Annotated in this window: 21 protein-coding genes; 10 read left to right on the top strand and 11 right to left on the bottom strand. The window is 63.0% G+C overall.

Features of this window, described 5'->3' with window-relative positions; all coding sequences use genetic code 11:
* The first annotated feature begins 507 nt into the window (after positions 1–507).
* A complete protein-coding gene (locus CK221_RS19365) occupies positions 508–915 on the top strand; it encodes a hypothetical protein (protein WP_067001036.1) in 408 nt (135 codons plus the stop codon).
* A gap of 284 nt (positions 916–1,199) precedes the next feature.
* Here the strand turns inward: CK221_RS19365 and CK221_RS19360 are convergent, their stop codons facing one another.
* From CK221_RS19360 to CK221_RS19350, 3 genes are all read right to left on the bottom strand, one after another.
* Complete coding sequence (locus CK221_RS19360) at positions 1,200–1,547, bottom strand: hypothetical protein (protein WP_245430684.1); 348 nt, start codon at positions 1,545–1,547, stop codon at positions 1,200–1,202.
* A gap of 411 nt (positions 1,548–1,958) precedes the next feature.
* Entirely contained in the window at positions 1,959–2,192 is a 234-nt protein-coding gene (locus tag CK221_RS19355) for a polymerase (protein ID WP_095778875.1), read from the bottom strand.
* 315 nt (positions 2,193–2,507) lie between these two features.
* Positions 2,508–3,392, bottom strand: a complete 885-nt coding sequence (locus CK221_RS19350) for a DUF1236 domain-containing protein (RefSeq protein ID WP_095778874.1) — start codon at positions 3,390–3,392, stop codon at positions 2,508–2,510.
* 221 nt (positions 3,393–3,613) lie between these two features.
* Between CK221_RS19350 and CK221_RS19345 the strand changes: the two genes are divergently transcribed.
* Positions 3,614–3,916 (top strand): DUF1236 domain-containing protein, encoded by a 303-nt coding sequence (locus CK221_RS19345; protein WP_095778873.1) that lies wholly within the window; start codon positions 3,614–3,616, stop codon positions 3,914–3,916.
* A gap of 260 nt (positions 3,917–4,176) precedes the next feature.
* Positions 4,177–4,395 carry a hypothetical protein gene (locus tag CK221_RS19340; RefSeq protein WP_095778872.1) on the top strand — a complete coding sequence of 73 codons (219 nt, stop codon included), beginning with the start codon at positions 4,177–4,179 and terminating at the stop codon, positions 4,393–4,395.
* 157 nt (positions 4,396–4,552) lie between these two features.
* Here CK221_RS19340 and CK221_RS19335 read toward each other — a convergent pair whose 3' ends face one another.
* Positions 4,553–4,906 (bottom strand): DUF982 domain-containing protein, encoded by a 354-nt coding sequence (locus CK221_RS19335; RefSeq protein WP_082980646.1) that lies wholly within the window; start codon positions 4,904–4,906, stop codon positions 4,553–4,555.
* 203 nt (positions 4,907–5,109) lie between these two features.
* On the opposite strand from CK221_RS19335, the gene CK221_RS19330 reads away from it, so the two are divergent.
* The 3 genes from CK221_RS19330 (at position 5,110) to CK221_RS19320 (ending at position 6,053) form a co-directional block, all read left to right on the top strand.
* Positions 5,110–5,409 (top strand): DUF1236 domain-containing protein, encoded by a 300-nt coding sequence (locus CK221_RS19330; RefSeq protein WP_067001089.1) that lies wholly within the window; start codon positions 5,110–5,112, stop codon positions 5,407–5,409.
* A 74-nt stretch (positions 5,410–5,483) separates the two neighbouring features.
* On the top strand, positions 5,484–5,693 hold the full coding sequence (locus CK221_RS19325) for a hypothetical protein (protein ID WP_067001047.1): 210 nt from the start codon (positions 5,484–5,486) through the stop codon (positions 5,691–5,693).
* Between the two features lie 108 nt (positions 5,694–5,801).
* Entirely contained in the window at positions 5,802–6,053 is a 252-nt protein-coding gene (locus CK221_RS19320) for a DUF2934 domain-containing protein (RefSeq protein WP_095778871.1), read from the top strand.
* 93 nt (positions 6,054–6,146) lie between these two features.
* Here CK221_RS19320 and CK221_RS19315 read toward each other — a convergent pair whose 3' ends face one another.
* The 3 genes from CK221_RS19315 to CK221_RS19305 form a co-directional block, all read right to left on the bottom strand.
* On the bottom strand, positions 6,147–6,359 hold the full coding sequence (locus CK221_RS19315) for a hypothetical protein (RefSeq protein ID WP_067001092.1): 213 nt from the start codon (positions 6,357–6,359) through the stop codon (positions 6,147–6,149).
* Positions 6,360–6,604: 245 nt separating this feature from the next.
* Entirely contained in the window at positions 6,605–6,952 is a 348-nt protein-coding gene (locus tag CK221_RS19310) for a hypothetical protein (RefSeq protein ID WP_143749067.1), read from the bottom strand.
* Positions 6,953–7,034: 82 nt separating this feature from the next.
* Positions 7,035–8,123 (bottom strand): GSU2403 family nucleotidyltransferase fold protein, encoded by a 1,089-nt coding sequence (locus tag CK221_RS19305; protein WP_095778869.1) that lies wholly within the window; start codon positions 8,121–8,123, stop codon positions 7,035–7,037.
* 467 nt (positions 8,124–8,590) lie between these two features.
* On the opposite strand from CK221_RS19305, the gene CK221_RS30335 reads away from it, so the two are divergent.
* The gene (locus CK221_RS30335; protein WP_156752745.1) at positions 8,591–8,734 is read left to right on the top strand and encodes a hypothetical protein; all 144 of its coding nucleotides are present in this window, start codon (positions 8,591–8,593) and stop codon (positions 8,732–8,734) included.
* On the opposite strand, the gene CK221_RS19300 is transcribed toward CK221_RS30335, so the two are convergent.
* From CK221_RS19300 to CK221_RS19285, 4 genes are all read right to left on the bottom strand, one after another.
* On the bottom strand, positions 8,725–8,949 hold the full coding sequence (locus CK221_RS19300) for a hypothetical protein (RefSeq protein ID WP_067001059.1): 225 nt from the start codon (positions 8,947–8,949) through the stop codon (positions 8,725–8,727). The two genes, CK221_RS30335 and CK221_RS19300, sit on opposite strands and share 10 nt — an antisense overlap.
* Before the next feature lie 244 nt (positions 8,950–9,193).
* Positions 9,194–11,818, bottom strand: coding sequence for a tetratricopeptide repeat protein (locus CK221_RS19295; RefSeq protein WP_143749066.1), 2,625 nt, complete (start codon positions 11,816–11,818; stop codon positions 9,194–9,196).
* Positions 11,763–13,139, bottom strand: coding sequence for a tetratricopeptide repeat protein (locus CK221_RS19290; protein ID WP_095778867.1), 1,377 nt, complete (start codon positions 13,137–13,139; stop codon positions 11,763–11,765). The genes CK221_RS19295 and CK221_RS19290 overlap by 56 nt, the downstream gene beginning before the upstream one ends.
* Before the next feature lie 157 nt (positions 13,140–13,296).
* The gene (locus CK221_RS19285; protein ID WP_067001065.1) at positions 13,297–13,929 is read right to left on the bottom strand and encodes a S24 family peptidase; all 633 of its coding nucleotides are present in this window, start codon (positions 13,927–13,929) and stop codon (positions 13,297–13,299) included.
* Positions 13,930–14,008: 79 nt separating this feature from the next.
* Here CK221_RS19285 and CK221_RS19280 point away from each other — a divergent pair, with 79 nt between their 5' ends.
* The 3 genes from CK221_RS19280 to CK221_RS19270 all read left to right on the top strand — a co-directional run bounded on the left by CK221_RS19280 (position 14,009) and on the right by CK221_RS19270 (position 15,562).
* The gene (locus CK221_RS19280) at positions 14,009–14,350 is read left to right on the top strand and encodes a hypothetical protein (RefSeq protein WP_245430683.1); all 342 of its coding nucleotides are present in this window, start codon (positions 14,009–14,011) and stop codon (positions 14,348–14,350) included.
* A complete protein-coding gene (locus CK221_RS29865; RefSeq protein WP_067001068.1) occupies positions 14,347–14,658 on the top strand; it encodes a hypothetical protein in 312 nt (103 codons plus the stop codon). Before CK221_RS19280 ends, CK221_RS29865 begins: the two co-directional genes overlap by 4 nt.
* 103 nt (positions 14,659–14,761) lie before the next feature.
* On the top strand, positions 14,762–15,562 hold the full coding sequence (locus CK221_RS19270; protein WP_095778866.1) for a GcrA cell cycle regulator: 801 nt from the start codon (positions 14,762–14,764) through the stop codon (positions 15,560–15,562).
* The last annotated feature ends 141 nt before the right edge of the window (positions 15,563–15,703 follow it).

Raw genomic sequence — 15,703 nt, 5'->3', positions numbered from 1 at the left:
CGAAGGTTAACATGCCAGGTCTACCGAGCGAATAACATTGGTTAAGGAATAGCTAAAAATTCACGGCGTCTGCACCGCTGGAAACCTTTCGTCGGCTTCGGTCGGCGCCGTGTCACGTATTTGGAACGGTGGCAGAACCGACGCGGTGGCGCAGACCGGGTGATCGAAAATCGGCGCGACGAATTGAGTTTGACCGGGAGCTGTATGGTCAGCTCCCGGCCCCCGGTTGCCACCCCAGAGTTCTCGCTATGAATGTCGTACTACGATATAATGGCCGGCGTTGGAATGGGGGACGGGCAATTTCTTTTGCGAGCCGCCCTGCATTGGGGAAAACAACTGCAGGCCCGGGGACCGCTGCCCCGCCGGCGCCGACCCTTGCGGGCCTTTTTGCCTCGCCTGACGCTGTGCGCAATGCACACCAAAACTTCGCTGCCTTGTGGCTAATATGCGTTGCGGTGTGTAGCTTAGCGGGTGAGGGATTTCACAGGGCATTGGGAGGACAACAAAATGCCACGGGTTTCGGAGCTTTTCTTCAAGACGGCCGTCATCTTTCTCATCCTGGGCATAGCCGCCGGGCTGCAGATGGCGATTTCGGGCGACCACGGCGCCTTCCCGGCGCACGCCCACATCAACCTTCTCGGCTGGGTGACCAGCGCGATCTTCGGCGGTTACTACGCGCTCAATCCGGCCAAGGCAGAGCGCCGCATCGCCATGATCCATTACGGTCTTTATACGGTTGGCCTCGTGATCATGCTGCCGGCGCTCTACTGGATGCTGGCCGCAGGCCATCCGGAGATCGAGCCGGTCGTGGCGATCGGCTCGCTGATTGTCGCCGCCGCGGTGCTGACCTTTGCCTTCATCGTCTTCTCGTCCGCGGAGACGGTGCGCTCGGCCACGGTCGCTCCGGCGCAGTAACGGTGCACCCAACAGCGCGTCGCCTGAACCGGCCCAGTGCGACGCGCCCAATTGCCCGATCGCACGCGGCCAAGATTGGCACGTCATCCTGTGGCGGAGCAGGGAGCGAAGCGACGCGGCGCAGACTGCAGGCCGTAAGCTCAGAGCGTTCCGACGGTGCAGGATTCTGCCGCGCTGCGTTCCTCGACGAGGTCACGGCTTGGAATTCTCGGGTCTTCGCTCCGCTTCACGTCGCTACCCAAAAGATGACGGCGCTGGGGGCTTTGGCCGGACGCTGAGCCGCCTTACGGCAGCAGCCTCGGGAACAGCCGCGAGATCAGCGCATGGACGATGCCGTCGCGCTCGAACGGGCCGGGCAGCTTGGCGGGGGCGCCGGCGTCGTTCGCCTTGCTCTCGTCCGTGGCCCGGCCTTCGGCTTGCACGAGCCACAGCACAGCCACGAAGTAGCCTGCCTGCAGCACCACGCCCGCCAAGAACGTCCAGCCAAGCGACTGCCAGACCGACCCGGTGGACATGAAGGTCCAGCCGAGAACCACCAGAAGCGTTGCCGTCATTCCCACAAGAAACTGCGGAAAATACATTTGCCCAACCGAGCGCCGCGACCAGTTAGGGTCTTCGACGATCTCGCCCATTGCTCTACCCATGTTGACCCTTGCACCTTTTCCGCCAGGATCGCAAGACTTCACGCAGACCCCTTGCCATAGGTCTTAACTCCGGCCCGCCGAAGGACTTTGCCTCAGGAACCAAGCCGAGGCCGATTCCGTTCCCTCGCGGCACGATGATCAGGAGCAGCTAATGAACCGCAGCGGGCTACCGGGCGAGCTGGCGTGTTGCGCCTGCTTTCGGCCCGTGCATCGTCTTCGCCGCTGCCGCAATGCTGCTGAGCTGAACCCGGCCGCCGGTTGCCGCAGTGCCCGCCCGCCGAGCACGGCCCTTCATCGGCGGGAGACGGCCCTCCGCCCTTGCGCGAAAGAAGCGGAGAGTTAGCTTTGCCCCCCATTCGGCGGGATCACGTCGCGGCCGGCTGTGGGCTGGCCCACCGGCTATCGGGATTGGGGCCGTGGCTGCACCAGCCGGATATCGAAGGCGTCGGGCAGGCGAACGTGCGCCAGTGCCCTGACCGATCCCGTTGTCATGGCATCCGGCGGCAAGAGGATGACCATCTTGGCCTCGCGATCCGGCCAGAGTGGTCTGCCGCCTGTGAAGAACACGAGCGCCACAACGCAGATCAGAAGAACGGCGGCGAACAGGTTCGCAATGATCTCTCCGAGTTGCATGCAGCACCCCCAAAAGGAGCACCCGCCGCATCGCAGGTAGCGGCGGGTGCGAACAACCGACGATGAAGGGACCTATGCTCGCCAGTCATGACTCCAACAAGATAACTGCCTGTATGTTTCGAGAGGGGGACCAATGCCCTACCAAACCAGACCTCAGTCCGACGGCTGTGTTGCGGCGAGGGCGGGCGATAAGGCTTTGATGGGGCTGCCGCCCGGCCGCGGGGAGGGGCGTTTGCGCCCGCGGCTGAAGCGACATAAGAAAAGCCCGCCATGCCTTGCGGCACGGCAGGCCTCCTGTCGGAAATGCTGTCTGGATCACGCCTCCAGGATCACGACGATCCTGTAGGTGTCCGGATCCACGATCACGATGCGCCCGTCGGCCAGCACGAAATACTCATAGGTTTCGTAAGCCGGGACGATCTTGACGATGCGGGGCGGCAGGCGATGGAGCCGGATCTTTTGCCGCGGAACCTCGACGCCGACCGAGATGTCGAAGCTGACATCGCGAACCGGCTGGACGTTGGTCTCGCGGATGATCTGCGTGATCTGCGTCCGCTGCTCGACCGTCACATTGGTGATCGAGGCCGTCTTGTCCTGGTCGGCCTGGACGTTGCCCTGAGCGTTCTGCTCGGTGGTCGTACCGGTCTTGCCCTGAGCGTTCTGCTCGGTCTGCATCTTGGTGGTGCCCTGGGCGTTCTGGTCGGTGGTGCCGGTCTTGCCCTGAGCATTCTGCTCGGTCTGCACCTTGGTGTTGCTGTCAGCATTCTGCTCGGTGCTGGTGCCGGTCTTGCCCTGGGCCTGCTGTTTCTTCTTCAGCGTGGTGTTGTCCTGAGCATTCTGCTCAGTCTGCACCTTGGTGCTGCCCTGGGCATTCTGCTCAGTCTTGGTGTCGGTCTTGCCCTGCGCCTGCTGCTTCTTCTTCAGCTGCGTTTTGTCCTCGGCGTTCTGCTCGGTGCTGGCGCCAGCCTCGCCCTGGGCATTTTGCTCAGTCTTCATCTTGGTGGTGCCCTGGGCATTCTGCTCGGTCTGAGACTTCATCTTGCCCTGGGCCTGCTCGCCAGCCTTGCCGCCCTTCGGGCAGTCGGCCTGGCCGGCGGCACAACTATCGCCGCCGCTCGGCTGCACGGACTCGGTCTGCGCCACCGCGGCGCCGCAACCGACGCCGAGCGCGATCATGCTCGTGATCAGAAGATGCTTCATCTGATTTCTCCTCGGAAAGTCGGTCCCTTCGTTGGTTAAACACGACTTGGAAGGCATTGTTCCGAGATTGTTTTGCCAAGCGGCGGCGGCGTTCTTACGCCGGCGGATGCGCGGAATTTTGCAGGAACAAGCCGTGGCCCTCGGCGTTAGGACGGTGCCGATCGGCTGTGGAAATCGCAGGCGCAGCAGAGGAGGCGATTGACCACACAAAGGAGACGACCATGAAAATGCACATCACCACCGCCGCCGCGGCCCTCCTGCTTCTCGCCGGCGCTGGCGCCGTCGCTGCGCAGGACACCGTCGTGATCGCGCCCGAGCAGGAAACCGTCATCAAGGAATATGTGCAAAAGCAGCCGCTGGCTTCGGTGAAGGTTCCGGGCGTCGAGCTGAACATCGGCAGCACGCTTCCCGAGACGGTCGAACTGCACGAGGTGCCGAACGTCAAATATCGCTATGTCGTGGTCGATAACCGGACTGTGATCGTCGACCCCGGCACGCGCAAGATCATCAAGGTGCTCAATTAACCGATAGCGTAATCGGCCGAACGGACGGCCCGCCGCCGGTCACGGCGGCGGGCGGTTAACGGAAAATTATTAATTTACGATATCCTAACGGAACCTTTGACCCACACCCAAGTTGGGCGCTTTGGGTCAAATCTGTCTCATAGGCAACACAAACCAGTGGCAGAAACAAACCTGTCTCATAGGCAACACAAACCGGTGGCAGAAAGCAGAATCGGGCGGCGGCGAACAGGCATAGGCAGGGGCGAGGAGGACTAGTTAACATGTCGAAACGAGAAATCGGAACATCCCGCTCGCTCGGGATGCGCGTCGCCGAGTTGCGGGCCAGGATGGAAGACGCCCACATCACCGCACATGAAATACAGACCTTCCAGAAGGTCGCGGCCATCATGGGGGGCGGCGATGGCTCCCTACGCATCGATGCGGACGATCTGATCGCCGCATCTTTCCTCACCGAGTCGTGCGAAGCTTCGCTGAACTGACAGCCGTCATCGATGTCGACTGGCTGCCGTCCAGCACTGGGCGGCAGTGAGCGACGCTACGCCGCTTGGCGCGACAAAAGCCTTCGGCCGCGAGGGCTTTTTCGATGATGCTTGGTTCCATAAGCCCGATCCTATAGAACCGGACTTCAGCAGCCTGTCACGCCAGCGGCCATTGCCGGCGCTGCTGGCTTATGCTCCTGGCCTTGACGCGTCTGATCTTGGCTTCGCGTAGCGCGGTGACCGGGTCGACGCCGGTCCACAGAATGCCGGCCTTCTGAGCGAATGCCACGAAGGCCCGCCGCGCTTCCCCGAGTTTCCTCTCGCCTGTCCGCGCTGCCTCGCAGGTCTGCACGGCCGCGGCATAACAGTCGCCGCGCATCGCCGGCGGCCATTCTTTGAGGAAATTCTGCATCGCCGCCAGGGAAGCGATCTCGCGCTTGAAGCCGGCCCCGACTGCGATCGCCACCGGCGCGCGGAGCGGCATGTCGCTTGTGATGTGAACTGCAGTCATGGCGGGCCTTTGCTTGTCGAATTATTCAATTCAAACAATGCGAAGCCGCCTCGGCGGTTCCGCCGGCAACAATCAATTAGGCGCCGCAGACGGAACAAGACCCCAATGCACGCGTTTGCCCCGGGAGCTCCTATGTTCGACCTGCCAGGGTTTCCGCGACGGCGGAGGCGGGCGGAGCTCGCCAACACAACAGGAGACTTATGATGAAACGCACCCTTATTCCTGCTGTTGCCGGCCTTGCTCTGATCGCCGGCGTAGGCTTTGCCGCTGCGGACCAGATCATCGTCACGCCGGAGCAGCAGACTGTTGTCAAGGAATATGTCCACAAGCACCCGATCGCCTCGGTCAACATACTGGGGCTGGAACTGGGCGTCGGCTCGACGGTGCCTGACACGGTCGAGCTGCGGGAGGTGCCGGACGTTCAGTACAGATATGCCGTGGTCAACGATCGCACTGTCCTGATCGATCCTGGTACACGCAGGGTCATCCACGTCATCGAGTGATCTTACGCTTACGAGCCCCGATCCTCCCGCCAAACCGGCGGGGGGATGCCGGCTCCTAGGAAGGAGTCGCAGCCATGCATCATCCCCATGTCGAATCAGTCGACTGTGCAAAGGCGGTCGACCAGCTTCTGGCCGAACGCCGCACTGGCCTCTTATCGATGAAGGAAGCGATTGGCCTGTTGCGCAGGCGCACCGGAACCGAACGCTCTGACGCCGATTTAGCCGCATTGATTACAAAGAAGGCGGCGTATCTGGGAGTCGCTATCGTCTCCGACGTGCACTGAAGAAATCGCTGCCGAAGTTCAGGCACCTACGCGTCGATGCGCAAGACGCCACCAGAAAATTCAGCTAATGTTTCCGTCGGGGAGCGGCCCCACTCAAAGGAGGCGACAGTGACGGACGACAGGCAGGAACGCATTCGCCGGCGGGCGCACGAGATCTGGGAGCAGGCGGGCCGGCCGGAAGGCGCGCATATGGAGCACTGGGACCAGGCGGCCGCCGAGATCGACGCCGAAGTAAAGCCGAAGTCCAAGGCCGCGCCCAAAAAGACGGCCGCCGCCAAGCCGAAGTCGGCCAAGGCCGAAACGCCCGCCAAAGCCCCCGCCAAGGCCAAGGCTCCTGCCAAGCCGAAAGCCAAGGCCTGACCCCAGCGGCCGTTCCGCCGCTGCCATCCGCACAATCGAAATGTAGCAAGCCCGCGCCCGAAGATTTAGGGCGCGGAGGTGGAGACTAAACGGCTATCGCCTCCCTTGCTTCCTGGCGTATTGCGCAACGGCGCAGAGGAAAGCCAGCGCGGCGGTATCGCAGGCCGCCCGCGACGGCGACGGACCCTTGGCAAAAAGCACCGCGTCCGCGATCGGGATCGTCAGCCCATGCTTCCTGGCGAATGAGGTGACTTCGTAAGGCTGATCGTCGGCTGGTGCGCCGATGTCGATTTGCTGGTCTATCAAACGAGTTCCTCCCTGGTACGCGACTATGCCTTCCTTCGCCCGAAAGGAATTAACTACCGGCCGCTCGCCCGCGTCCACCAATTGGCAATTGTGTGAAACGATACATTTGTCGATGTGCAGCCGAAAGTTGCAAAAGGGAATTCTCTGCACCCGGCGCGGGCGGAAACCGTGCCGCCGCCGCGCTCCTTCGCGCCCCTCTGTTTCGTCGCGATTGGTGGTCTTCTTCCGAGAAGAAGGAAGACATCTCACTCCCAGGCATCGCTGGATTTTGCAAAGCGCACGCCCGCCGCAGTCATCGCGCACTCGCATTCGCTGATCAGCCTGAGGTTCCTCAAATATCGCGCGATCGTTTCGGGCAGCCAGGCCGTGCAGGCCTCGACATAGACGCGGCCGTGCACCAGCGTGCCGGTCGAGAGCCGGTCGTCCTTCTCGGCGATCACCTTCAGATATTGCCGGATGAAGCGGATGTCGTCGGCGATGTCCTGGCTGGCCATGCGCCACGCGCCGGCCAGGCGTTCGCGCTCGGCGAGCGACAAAGGCGAGAGCAATGGGCGGGAAAGGTCGGCGAAAGCGGCATGGTTCGCGGTGTTCAAGAACATCCCCTCAACGAAGGGCAATATCGTACATTAGGTACGAAAAGTGGTCAAGAACGTTTCGTACAATTTGAACGATAACTCACTTGGACCGTCTCATGAAACCGTCGAGCTCGATGCGCGCTTCGTCGAGCGCCCTGCCGAGGACCAGGTCCACCATCTCGCGCCTGTCCGGCTGAAGCAGTTGCAAGCCTTTGCGCAGCGCCTCACGCCATGCTTCGCCCCGGTTCCACGCTTCCGCGAAGGCATGGGCGAGGTCGTCTCGCCGACGCGTGGTCTCGAGCGCCTCGACCAGCAGGCTCGCTTGATGCAGGTCCTTTTCCCGCTTGGCGGCAGCGCTTCGCTCGCGTCGCGCCGCGACGATCAGCTTGTGGACCGCAAAGCGTTCGGGCGAGGGAACCAGCACCGGCACGCCGGAGCGGTGGAGCAGCACTGCCCGCACCGGGTCGCGGATCAGGAAATCGAGGAAGCGCAAGGGCTGCGCCGAGGCGCCGCCCAGCGACGGCATCGGGCTGGCATGGTCGGCATGCTCGTTGCTGCCTCGGTTCGGGGTGAGGAATTCTATGCGGTAGCGCGAAGCATTCTCGAACTGCGTCGTGCGCCCCGCATCGGTTCGGTGCGGGATTTCCCGGAATGTCGGGTCGACCGCCTTCAGCACCTCGATGAGCGGCGGCATGCTGTCGTCGACTTCGGCCGAGACGGAATGGAACTGGGCAAAGTCGGCATCGCCGGTCTGCAGCGCGGCTCCTGGCAGTTTGACGCCGAGATGCCCTGCATAGGTCTGGAAGGCGACGGTGCCGACGAGCACCGCGCGCAGGCGGAAGAGCCCGGCCTTTTCCAGCGCCTCGACGACGTCGCCACTGAAAGCATCGGGCGCCGCCAGGCCGGCGTCGCGAACCAGCGTGGAGACCAGCTTGCGGCGAGCTCTGAGATCGTCCTTGATCTCCTTGAAGGCCGCGACCCGTTTGGCGATCTCGGGATCTTCCGCCGGGCCGACATAGCGCCTGGACTTTTGCGGCCGCGTCTCTTCGAAATACCAGTAGTCGCGGCCTTTCACCGGCACGCGCACGAAATTGCCCGCCGTCGAGAAATCGGTCTCGAAGGAGGCATCCAGGCTGCGCTGCACCAGCTCGGCATAGAGGGTACGATAGGCAAGATCGATGGTCTTCATGGCCGCCCCCGGGCGTGCGCAGCGTTATAAGAAACCTGCAGTTTTCTTATAACTGGGCCTTATTCGGCGAGATTTCAAGAGCGTTATAAGAAACTGGTAAAAATCTTATAACGACCGGCATCTCCTAGGAGAGATGGGCCACTCTTCGGCGGATTGGGGAAACGGTTTGCCCGGTGCGGTCGACGTCACGCCCGAAGACTCGACCTGGAAGGCGTTGAGGCCGGGCTTGGAAGCTTGGAGCAGCGCAGCTTCCGTTACGCCGATTACGGCTGCCGGACGAGCACACTACCTTCGATCATTTCCGGAAACGGGTTCCTTGGCGCCAACCGACAAGCCGCCGCCGCTTTTTTCGAGGAACGCGGGCCGGCTACGCCTTCGCCGTCGACCGCGCGAAGCACGCAGGCGACCCGCTGATCGCGGCGAACAAGGACACGCTCACCAACCCGGCGCTGAACGACCGGCATTTTTTGAAGGGTGCTAACGGCGCCATCGGCACCATGGACATGGCGAAGATGGAAGCGATGGGCGGGTATTTGTTTGCCTCGGGAATACTGCTCGACGGCAACGGCAAGGCGTTGAAGGAAAGGCCATACTTCGAGACCTACCCGTAGCGCAGGTAATTGTTGCAGGTGGCCGGCGTTTCGCGCGCAATGACATGATTGAGCATGTCGAGTTGCGCCGAAAGCGCTTGCGAGACCGCGCTGTCCGGAGCTGAAAGCAGGAGCGGTGCATATCTGTGCCGCAGATCGGCGACCGCCTGTCTGCTGGTATTGCGCACTTCTGTTTGGCTTCCGGTCTGGGCGGCGGCAGTGATCTTGCGCAGCATCGCATCGTAGTCGTCCGGAAATTCGCGTGCGATAGCCTCAACGATCTGGAGATCCTGCTTCCGGATCTAGGCATCGATGTAGGCGGTGGTCACAGGCTGGGGCGGCTTCGCCACCGACTCATGGTGATATCTGCCGCCACCGAACATCGCTGGCAGCACTTTTGCCTCAACGAAGCTCAAAGGGGACGACCGCCTCCACCTGCAACCATTTCCAACGCGACATCCGCCCCTCTAAAATGCCTGTCTAGTTCAGTCCGAGGCTCAGCGCCTTCTTGCGGTCGGCCTCGGCGCGCTTCAAATCGCCCTTAGCTCTCCAGGAATGTGCCCTCAAATCGTAGGCGTCGGCATATGTCGGGTCGATCTCGATAGAGCGGCTGTACTCGGCGATGGCGCCATCGTGATCGCCTTGGCTTTCCTTGATTGCACCTAGACCGAAATGGGCGCCAGCGCTCTTCTTCCGGTCCAGGCTGATCGCCTTGTTGAAGTCTCGCGTTGCGCTGTCGATGTCCTTTTTTGCCGCATAGGCAAAGCCGCGATCGATGTAGAAGCGCGCGACTTTGGGATCCAGTTCGATCGCCTTGTCGAAGTCTGTCATCGCACCCTCGTAATCGGCCTTCTCCAGCCTTTTGGTTGCCCGTCCGTAGTAGGCCATGCTCCAACTCTGATCGATCTCGAGGCCTCGGTCATAGTCGGCTAACGCCCGGTCAAGCTCGTTTTTTTTCCCCCACAAAGCGGCACGCCCAAAATAGGCATCGCTGCTCTTCGGCGCGAGTTCGATGACCTTGCTGAAATCGGCAATGGCGCCATCATAGTCATGGGTGTCGGTGCGGACCATCGCCCGTCCGCGATAGCCGGCGGGGTTTTTCGGATCGAGCGCGATGGCCTGTTCGAACGCGGTGGTGGCGCGTGCATACTTGCGTTTCTTGTACCAGACGTAGCCGTGGTCGACGATGGTCTTCAAGTTGCTCTGGTCAGAGCCGACAGGATCGCTTCCGGCTGACTTGCGTTTGGCCGCCACGGCGAGCTTGCGGCCCTCCTCGGCTAGGGCCAGCCTTGGATCCAGCTTGAGCGCCTGGTCGTAGTCGGCAATCGCCTGGTCGTAATCGCCGTGGGCGAGCCAGGCGCTGCCACGCCCGAAATAGATTGGCGCAGAACTGGGGTCGATCTTGGCCGCGCGGCTGAAATCGGCGATCGCTCGATCCAGTTCGTTCTTCTTGCTCCAGGCGACGGCGCGGCCGAGGTAAGCTTCGACGTAGGCAGGATAGAGTTCGATCACCTTGCCGTAATCGCCGATGGCCGCGTCATACTTGCCCTTCGCTACCAGCGACATGCCGCGCCCCAGATATGCGGACGCCATTTTCGGATCGAGCCTGATGGCTTTGCTGTATTCGGCAATGGCGCGATCATATTTGTGCCTCTTGTAGAGGGTATCGCCGAGATCGATGAAAGCCTTGAGCTTCTTCGGATCAGGCCCGCCGGCTTCGGCCGCGACATCGCCTTTTCCTCTTGCCGCGTCGGCCGCCTTGCGGCTGACCAGGTAATCCGGATTGTGCGGGTCGAGGTCGATTGCCCGGTCAAAATCGGCGATGGCGCCGTCATAGTCCTTCCTGTCGGCCCGTGCCATGCCGCGCCCATAATAGCTGGCGGCGTCTTTCGGATCGATCGCGATCGCTAATGAATAGGCGGCGATCGCCCGCCCGCCGTCGCCCTTGGCGTGCCAGGCCATGCCCTTGCAAAAGAACGCGTCGCGCGCCTTCGGGTCGAGCGTGGCGGCATGGCCGCAATCGGCAAGCGCGCCCTCGACATCGCCCGACATGGTTTTGGCCATCCCCCGGCGAATATGGGCCGAGACCAGATCCGGAACGAGCTGGATCACCCGATCGTAGTCGGCGATCGCCAGGTCGTAGGCGCGCTTGGCGGCCAAGGCCTTGCCGCGGCCGAAATAGGCGAATGGGCTACTGGGGTCGAGCGCGATCGCCTTCTCATATTCTGCGATGGCATGGTCATATTTGCCCGCGTCCGAAAAGGTGTCGCCGCTCTGCACCGCGCTCAGGACACGTGGGTCGGTCGCCTCGGCCGCCTCCAGCATCTTTGAAGCGGACAGTATTCGCGTTGGGCTCGCTTTGCCTTGGCCGAGTTGCTTGGCCAAGGTTTCAACGGCGGCCGCAACAGAGGGCTGCAACTGTTCCATGCCCACTGGCGGCGCCGGCCTGTTTTCGCCAACGGCAGCCTGCTCGTCACAGCTTCCAGTCCGCTTCAGGTCGAGTTCGATGGCACGCCGGCAATCGACTGCCGCGCCGGCCTGATCGCCCTTGAGCATCCGGGCGCGGCTGCGACCGAAATAGGCGTCGGCGTTTTCGGGATCGAGGCTGATGGCCTTGTCGAAATCGAGCAATGCGCCGTCCACGCCATATTTCGACAGCCGCATCTGGGCGCGCTCGAGCAGGATCCTGGCGGTCGCCGGATCCCTGCCTGGCTTCGCGGCGGTCGGCTTGCCTTGCTCGCCGGGCAGGTGTTCCCTGCACGTGCCTGCCCGCTTCGGGTCGAGCTCGACGGCTCGCCGGCAGTCGCCGACGGCGAGATCGAAATTGCCAAGCAAGGCCTCCGCGATGGATCGGTGGTAGTAGGCATCGGCGTTGTAGGGATCGAGGCCGATGACAAAGCTGAATGTATCTATCGCGCCCTTGGGGTCGACCTGCATCTGCTGCAACCCCGATTTCATATTCCAGTCGATGGCGGCGGAATTGTCGCGCTTGGCATAGAGTTGCGGCGGCTCATACGTGGGAGGCGCGATAGGCTTGGCCGCCTGCGGCTCAGCTGGGATTGGGACATGAGCCTGACTGGTCGTAGCGCCCGGTGACTGCAGCACGGGTTGCCCCTCGGCCCTGCGCTTGCCAATCTGGACGCTCAGCCGTTCCTTTCGGTAGACCGCGTTGGCCGGGTCGAGCGCGAATTGCCTTGTCCAGGTCCGCTATTGCCTTGTCAGGATCGCTCGCCTCCCAGACAAGCGCCCTCTCGAAATACGATTTTGGATCGTCGGAACTGATGGAAATCGCTTTGTCGAGATCGGCAAGCGCCTCTTTCGAATTGCCGACTCGAGCCATAGTCATGCCGCGCACGCGGTAAGCCGGGGCGTTGGCCGGGTCGCGGCGTACGGCTTCATCCAGATCGGCGATAGCGCGGGCATAATTCTTCTTTAAGCCCCAGCTCTTGGCGCGGTTGAAGTAAAATGCGGAACTTGCTGGATTGAGCCGGATCGCCTCGTCGAATGCGGCGATGGCGCGGGTATGGTCGCCCTTTTCCTGCCATTCTATGCCGACCGCATTTTGGGCGGTGGCGGTTTTCTCGCCACCTCCGTCGCGCGGCTCGCCAAAAGCCTCGGCGATCCGGCGTGAGCAATCACGCCCTTTGTCTGCATCGACGCCGGCGATGTGCTTGCAATCGGCTTCCGCGCGCCTGCGCTCGCCCTTGGCGATCCATGAAAGTGCGCGGTCATGGTAAGGCGTGATGGGGTCCGCGCGGACGCTCTCTGCTTTGTCATAGTCGGCTTGGGCCCGCGTGGCGTCGCCCTTGTCCTCCCAGGCGACGCCGCTCACGCCATAGGCCATCTCGTTGGCGGGATCGATGTCGATCGCCTTGTCGCATTCGACAATCGCACGGTCGTGCTCGCCTTTCTTGTTGAGTGCCCTGGCGCGGTCGGCATAGAGGTTGGCATCGTCCGGCGTGAGCGCGATTGCGCGAGTGTAGTCCGCGACGGCTCGCTCGAAATCTGCCTTGCTCTCCCAGGCAATGGCGCGATTGGTGAAGGCGGGCACGTATGTCGGATCAAGCGCGAGCACCTCGGTCATGTCGGCGATGACGCGGTCGATATCGTTCTTCTGCGTGTAAGCCAGGCCACGCCAGAAATAGGCGTTAACGCGAAGATCGGGAATCTCGGCGCTGTCCTCGGCGATGGGCGTGCAGGCGCTAATCTGCTGGTCGGCGGAGACGGCGCCGTCGCTGAAGCAAGTAGCGTAATCCTTGCTCTCTGCGAGCGCCGGACTGCGAAGCCCGCCAAGCAGCACCACTATTCCCGCCGGCGCCAAAAGCGGGCCAAATGAAAGCCATGCAACGAATGCGCGGGCGAACGCGCCGGTGCGGCGTGACATGTTTTGATCCTCCCCCCGGAGTTGCCGCGGCAGCGGCTGCAATTACCTATATAGTTCCGTTTTTGTTCCGAAATGCAAGCAGAAATTGCGAACGCTATCCTGTGCTCGCTCTCGGCCAAAGAACGCAACCCTCAAAGCCTGGCAACGCGAAGTTCTTCTTGTTCTTCGTTGAGCAACGGTTTCTCAGCGAGATTGTCTCTCACATATCGATCATTGAGCGCTTGACCCGCCCGATGATGGTGATCGCCCCTTCGAGCTCCGGCGGCGGAATGTCGAGATAGGACGCCGGCTGGAAGGGCGGGGTGTCGTTCGGGCGGTAGCGCTTGTAGGTGGCACGGCCGGTTTCGTCGGCGATCACATAGCAGCCATTGGTCACCAGCCGCTTGTCGCGCAGGTTGACGAAGATGATCGAATCCGGCGGCGAGATCTTGTTCATCGACGGTCCGTCGACGCGCAGCGCAATCCACTCGCCTTCCTCGAGATCGGCGGTGGGGATGGTCGGGTAGTCCGAAAGGTTGACCACGCTGTCCTGGCTGCCGAGCTCGCCGGCGCTGATCCACGATACGATCGGCACGTCGATGGTGATGGGCGAGGCGGCGAGGTGCACAGGCGCGGCTTCGACGCCGTCGGCGTCAAACAAGAGCCAGCCGGGGTCGACGCCGAACAGCCGGCCGTATTTCTCCGCCGCCTTGCGCGACAGCGGCCGGTTGCCGTTCTCATGGCTGATAAGGGTGTTCTTGTTGATGTCGCGCAAGGCCCGCGCGGCATCGCTGGGCGAGGCATAACCGGCCTGGGCGCGCGCCTGCTGCAATCTGTGCCGAGAATCCATCATCGTACAAAATGCCTGAAATTATCGTCCAAATTGTACGATTTCGCTTGCGCGTCATTCGTACATAACGTACGCTTAGCGCATGAATGAGCCTACCGCAAGCATTTCCGCATTCCCTGCGAGCATCTCGGCCGCGAATGGGCCGGGGCTGCCCGCGAGCATCTCGGGGCCGCCCACGAGCATCTCGGGGCTGCCAACGAGCATCTCGGGGCTAATAGATTCCTGGCAGAGTATCGGCGCCTTCGCCGCAGATGTCGGCTGCGGCTATGAAGCCGCCCGCCAGATGCGCCGTCGCGGCCGCATCGTGCCGCAGCACTGGCCGCATGTGGTGGCCGCGAGCCGCAGGCGCGGCATTGCCGGTATCAGCTACGAATGGCTGGCGGGCCATCGCGCCGCTGCCGCCATGCAAGGGGAGGCGGCATGAACGCGCTTGCCTCGCCTGTCGAATTCCAATCGTCCGGGCCGTCCTCCTCCCCGGTCCGGACGCTTTCCGGGGCCTCTGCCCCGGATCCGGTCGAACCGCCCGCACCCCGGTTCACCGGAACGGCCGGAGCCGCTCCTCCCCCGGCTCCGGCCCCCAATTCGGGCCGGCTCGTCTCCTGCATCCGCACCGAGGACGGCACCGTCATCCTGTTCGACCGCAAGGCGGGCCTGGCGGTGTCGGGCCTGACCCGGGCCGCCGCCGAGGCGGCCCTTCTTCGCCTGCTTGGTGCGGCGCCCGGCGCCGCCTGATCCCAACCGTTTCCCTGACCTGACCAACGGCCCCGCGGCCGAACCCTGGCGCTTGGCGACATGCCGAGCGCTTCGCAACCCTTCGCAAGCAATGGAATGAGACATGGCTGCCGCCTACACCGAAAAGGAAATCGACGAGATCGCCGCCTGGCTGAAGGAGGGGCTATCGGCCTCGCGCATTGCCGGCCGCTTCAGCGCGCTGCGCGGCAGCCCGGTCTCGCGCAACGCCATTATCGGCATCGTGCACCGCGACGCCGGCCTTCGTGCCATCGGCTTCGCCAACCCGAAGGGTGGCCGCGCCGGCGGCAGGCCGCGGAAACATGCACGGCCGGACCGGCCGGGCCGGCGGCGGGGCAGGGTGGCGGCCGGAGGTGTCACGCTCTCCGAGCCGGCAGCGCTTTCCAGGCATGCCGAACTGATTGAGGGCGCCGGCGTTGGAGCTGCTGATCTCCCCCCTTGCGGGGGAGATGCCCGGCAGGGCAGAGGGGGGTGCTGTCCCGCCAACCTATCGGCTGTTGAGCTATCCACGCAACCGGATGCCCGCACTCCACCGAAACCCAAAAAATCCAAAGCCCGCAAACCCGCGCGCACGCTGCCGCCCGCCTGGCTTTCCCCCGGCACCCGCGAAAAGTCCGACATCCAGCTCTACAAGCTCCCCGCGCCGCCGCCTCCGGTCCCGCCCGGGCGCCAGCCGCATGTCGCGGCGATGCGCTTCCTCGATTGCCTGTTCAAGCGCTGCCGCGCGCCGATCGATCTCGCGCTGCGCGAGGAGGCGGACGAGGATCCTGTCGGCGCGCGGCCCGGTCCCGACATGCTCTGCTGCGGCCTGCCGACGTCGGCCACGCGCTCCTACTGCACGCATCATCATGCGCGGTTTCACGGCCATCGCGGGAGGGGGATGTGATGGGCGAGGCGCAAATCTCCCCCCTTGAGGGGGAGATGTCGCCGAAGGCGACAGAGGGGGTCCTCTCAGGCGGCACGGATCCCCTTTGAACGGCAGTGGGCGTTGGCGCTTCACGCGCGGCGGCCATCTCCCCCGCAAGGG

It is taken from the genome of Mesorhizobium sp. WSM3868 (assembly GCF_002294785.1).
Taxonomy (GTDB): domain Bacteria; phylum Pseudomonadota; class Alphaproteobacteria; order Rhizobiales; family Rhizobiaceae; genus Mesorhizobium.
Note: the sequence above shows the minus strand (reverse complement) of the source record. Positions and strands in the feature narration are given on the sequence as shown.

Bases quoted from the DNA above. Each gene is read 5' to 3' on its own strand.
- CK221_RS19365 (WP_067001036.1), top strand. From the start codon at position 508: ATGCCACGGGTTTCGGAGCTTTTCTTCAAGACGGCCGTCATCTTTCTC.
- CK221_RS19360 (WP_245430684.1), bottom strand. From the start codon at position 1,547: ATGGGCGAGATCGTCGAAGACCCTAACTGGTCGCGGCGCTCGGTTGGG.
- CK221_RS19355 (WP_095778875.1), bottom strand. From the start codon at position 2,192: ATGCAACTCGGAGAGATCATTGCGAACCTGTTCGCCGCCGTTCTTCTG.
- CK221_RS19350 (WP_095778874.1), bottom strand. From the start codon at position 3,392: ATGAAGCATCTTCTGATCACGAGCATGATCGCGCTCGGCGTCGGTTGC.
- CK221_RS19345 (WP_095778873.1), top strand. From the start codon at position 3,614: ATGAAAATGCACATCACCACCGCCGCCGCGGCCCTCCTGCTTCTCGCC.
- CK221_RS19340 (WP_095778872.1), top strand. From the start codon at position 4,177: ATGTCGAAACGAGAAATCGGAACATCCCGCTCGCTCGGGATGCGCGTC.
- CK221_RS19335 (WP_082980646.1), bottom strand. From the start codon at position 4,906: ATGACTGCAGTTCACATCACAAGCGACATGCCGCTCCGCGCGCCGGTG.
- CK221_RS19330 (WP_067001089.1), top strand. From the start codon at position 5,110: ATGAAACGCACCCTTATTCCTGCTGTTGCCGGCCTTGCTCTGATCGCC.
- CK221_RS19325 (WP_067001047.1), top strand. From the start codon at position 5,484: ATGCATCATCCCCATGTCGAATCAGTCGACTGTGCAAAGGCGGTCGAC.
- CK221_RS19305 (WP_095778869.1), bottom strand. From the start codon at position 8,123: ATGAAGACCATCGATCTTGCCTATCGTACCCTCTATGCCGAGCTGGTG.
- CK221_RS19300 (WP_067001059.1), bottom strand. From the start codon at position 8,949: ATGCTGCGCAAGATCACTGCCGCCGCCCAGACCGGAAGCCAAACAGAA.
- CK221_RS19285 (WP_067001065.1), bottom strand. From the start codon at position 13,929: ATGATGGATTCTCGGCACAGATTGCAGCAGGCGCGCGCCCAGGCCGGT.
- CK221_RS19280 (WP_245430683.1), top strand. From the start codon at position 14,009: ATGAATGAGCCTACCGCAAGCATTTCCGCATTCCCTGCGAGCATCTCG.
- CK221_RS29865 (WP_067001068.1), top strand. From the start codon at position 14,347: ATGAACGCGCTTGCCTCGCCTGTCGAATTCCAATCGTCCGGGCCGTCC.
- CK221_RS19270 (WP_095778866.1), top strand. From the start codon at position 14,762: ATGGCTGCCGCCTACACCGAAAAGGAAATCGACGAGATCGCCGCCTGG.